Origin of the sequence: Micromonospora sp. NPDC002717, from assembly GCF_040295705.1 — a bacterium.
Taxonomy (GTDB): Bacteria; Actinomycetota; Actinomycetes; order Mycobacteriales; family Micromonosporaceae; genus Micromonospora.
The window spans coordinates 1-3,126 of the sequence record NZ_JBEOVW010000081.1 but is presented as its reverse complement, the minus strand read 5'-3'; the positions used below and the strand labels follow the sequence as shown (position 1 = coordinate 3,126).

1 protein-coding gene is annotated in these 3,126 nt (G+C 75.7%); it reads right to left on the bottom strand.

From position 1 onward, the window contains the following. Positions 1 to 3,126, bottom strand: a 3,126-nt coding sequence (locus ABT006_RS34900) for an SDR family NAD(P)-dependent oxidoreductase (RefSeq protein WP_350712738.1), incomplete at both ends; no start/stop codon positions are given.

The window sequence follows — 3,126 nt, the reverse complement described above, 5'->3', positions numbered from 1 at the left end:
CGTCGCCTCGTGCAGCCACCAGCCCGCCGACACCTTCGGTGCCAACACGGCCCCGAGCCGCTCCGCGGTGAGCCCCTCGACCACCCCGTCGTCCAGCACGCCGGCCGTGTGCACCACACCCGCCAGCCGGCCCTCGGCGGTGATGTCGGCGACCAGCGCGTCGACCTGGCCCCGGTCCGTCACGTCACAGGCCACCACCCGCACGGCGGCGCCCGACGCGGTCAACCGCTGCGCCAGCTCGCCAGCACCCGCGGCCTCCATGCCCCGCCGCGACACGAGCACCAGCGACCGTACGCCCCACGACGACACCAGGTGCTCCGCCACGAGCGCACCGAGCGCGCCCGTGCCGCCGGTCACCAGCACCGCGCCGTCACCCAGGTTCGGCGTCCCCGCCGTCACCGTGAGGCCCGCCCGGACCAGGCGGGGCGAGTACACCGCGCCCCTGCGGACGGCCAACTGACCGCCGGTCGTGGCCGGTTCCCGCAGGACGCCGTCGAGCGTGGTCACCAGCGCGGCGTCCAGGTCACCGTCGACGTCCGCGAGGACGATGCGGCCCGGGTGTTCCGACTGCGCCGACCGCAGCAGACCCCACACCGCCGCACCCGCCAGGTCGCTGACCCGATCCTCGACCCCGACCGAGACCGCGCCCCGGGTCACCACCACCAGCCGCGCATCCGCCAGGGCGTCCGCGGCGAGCCAGGACCGCACCGTCGCCAGCGCGTCCGAGGTCACCGCCCGGACCGCATCCGGCGTCCCCACCGCCGATCCGGACGCGGGGAACACCGGAAGCAGCAGCGCCCGAGGGACGGACTCCTCCCCCGCGACCGCCGCCACATCCGGGTACGCGACCAGCCGGACCCGTGCCGCCAGTTCGGCGGGCACCTCCCGGCCGCCCGCCAGCAGCGCCCACCCGGACGTCTCCCCACCGGGGGTGGCCTCCACGGTCGGCCACCGCAGCTCGAACAGCGACCGCGAGGCGGCGCCCGGCGCGGCCACGCCGGTCAGCTCCCGCAGGACGAGCGAGTCGACCGACACCACCGGTGCGCCCGCCTCGTCGTACGCCGCCAGCCGCACTCCGGAGCCGTTGCGGGTCAGGCGCACCCGCAGCACGCCGGCGCCCGAGGCATGCACCTGCACGCCCTCGAACGCGAACGGCACCCGCGGCCGACCCGACTCCTGCGAACCCAGCAGCCCGATCGGGTGCAGGGCGGCGTCCAGCAGCGCCGGGTGTACGCCGAACCGGGCGGCCTCCGTCGCGGCGTAGTCCGGCAGGACCACCTCGGCGAACACGTCGCCGCCGCTGGTCCAGGCGCGCCGGAGCCCCTGGAAGACCGGCCCGTACGCCAGGCCGTGCTCCGCCAGCGTCGGGTACCAGTCCGCCAGGTCCACCTCGGACCCGCCAGCGGGGGGCCAGGCGACCATGTCCGGCTCGTCGGCGGTGGACGACTCCAGCACGCCCTCCGCGTGCCGGGTCCAGCCCGCCTCGGGGTCGTCGTCCGGGCGGGAGTAGACGGCGACGGTGCGGTGCGCGGAGTCGACAGCCCCGTCCACCCGCACCTGGATCCGCACGCCCCCGCTGCCGGGGACGACCAGCGGGGCGGCCACGGTCAACTCCCGCAGTCGGGAGAGGCCCACCTCGTCGCCGGCACGCACGGCCAGCTCGACCAACGCCGTGCCCGGGACCAGCGTCACGCCGGAGACCGCGTGGTCGGCCAGCCAGGGGTGCGTGGCCAGGGAGATCCGGCCGGTCAGCACCATCTCGTCGTCGCCGGCCAGGTCCACCGTCGCGCCGAGCAGCGGGTGCTCGGCGCGGGCCAGTCCCGCCCCGGACACGTCACCCATCCGCGCCCGGTTGGCGGCGGGCCAGTAGCGCTGGTGCTGGAAGGCGTACGTGGGCAGGTCGACCCGGCGTGCGCCGGTGTCGGTGAACCACGGCTGCCAGGTCACCGGCACACCGTGGACGTGCAACTCGGCCAGGGCGTGCAGCAGCGCGTGCGTCTCCGGCCGGTCCTTGCGCTGGGCGGCGACGGCCAGCACGGCGTCGTCGGGCAGGATGTCCGCCGCCATCGCGGTCAGCACGCTCTGCGGCCCCACCTCCAGGAAGGTGTCCACACCGGCGGCCCGCAGGGCGCTGACGCCGTCGGCGTACCGGACGGCCTCACGCACGTGGCGGACCCAGTAGTCGACCGTGCGGATCTCGTCCGGGTCGGCCAGCGCACCGGTCACGTTCGACACGACCGGCAGCAACGGCGCGGAGAACGTCAACCCGTCCAGGACCGCACGGAACTCCGCCAGCATCGGCTCCATCAGCGGACTGTGGAACGCGTGACTGACGGTGAGCCGACGGGTCCGGGCACCCCGGCCCTGCCAGGCCCGCTCCACCGCGTCCAAAGCCTCGACCTCGCCAGAGACCACCACGGCGGCAGGCCCGTTCACCGCCGCGATCCCGACCCGATCCGTCAGCCCGGCGATCGACTCCACCACCGCCGCCTCGTCAGCGGCCACGGCGAGCATCCCGCCGCCGGCCGGCAGGGCCTGCATCAACCGACCCCGCGCCGCCACCAACGCGGCGGCATCGCCCAGGGACAACACCCCGGCCACGTGCGCGGCCGTGATCTCACCGATCGAATGACCGGCCAACATGTCCGGCACCACACCGAACGACTCCACCAAACGGAACAGGGCCACCTCAACCGCGAACAACCCGGCCTGCGTGAACACCGTCTGGTCCAGCAGCCCGGCCTCCGGGGTGCCCGCCTCGGCGAACAGCACCTCCCGCAACGGACGCGGCAGCAGCGGGTCGAGCTGCGCGCACACCTCGTCGAGCGCGGTCGCGAACACCGGGAAGCGGGCCGCCAGTTCCCGGCCCATGCCCGCACGCTGCGCGCCCTGGCCGGAGAAGAGCAGGGCGAGTTGGGCCCGCTGCCCGGTAGCGCCGGAGACGACCGTACCGGCGGGGTCGCCGCTGGCGAGGGAGGTCAGCGCCGCGACCAGATCGTCCCGGTCGACGGCGGCCAGGACCGCCCGGCGCTCCAGCGCCGGCCGGGTGGTGGCCGAGGACCAGGCCACGTCCAGCGGGCGCGGGGCCTCGTCGGCGGCGAGCCAGCGCGCCCACCGTCCGGCCTG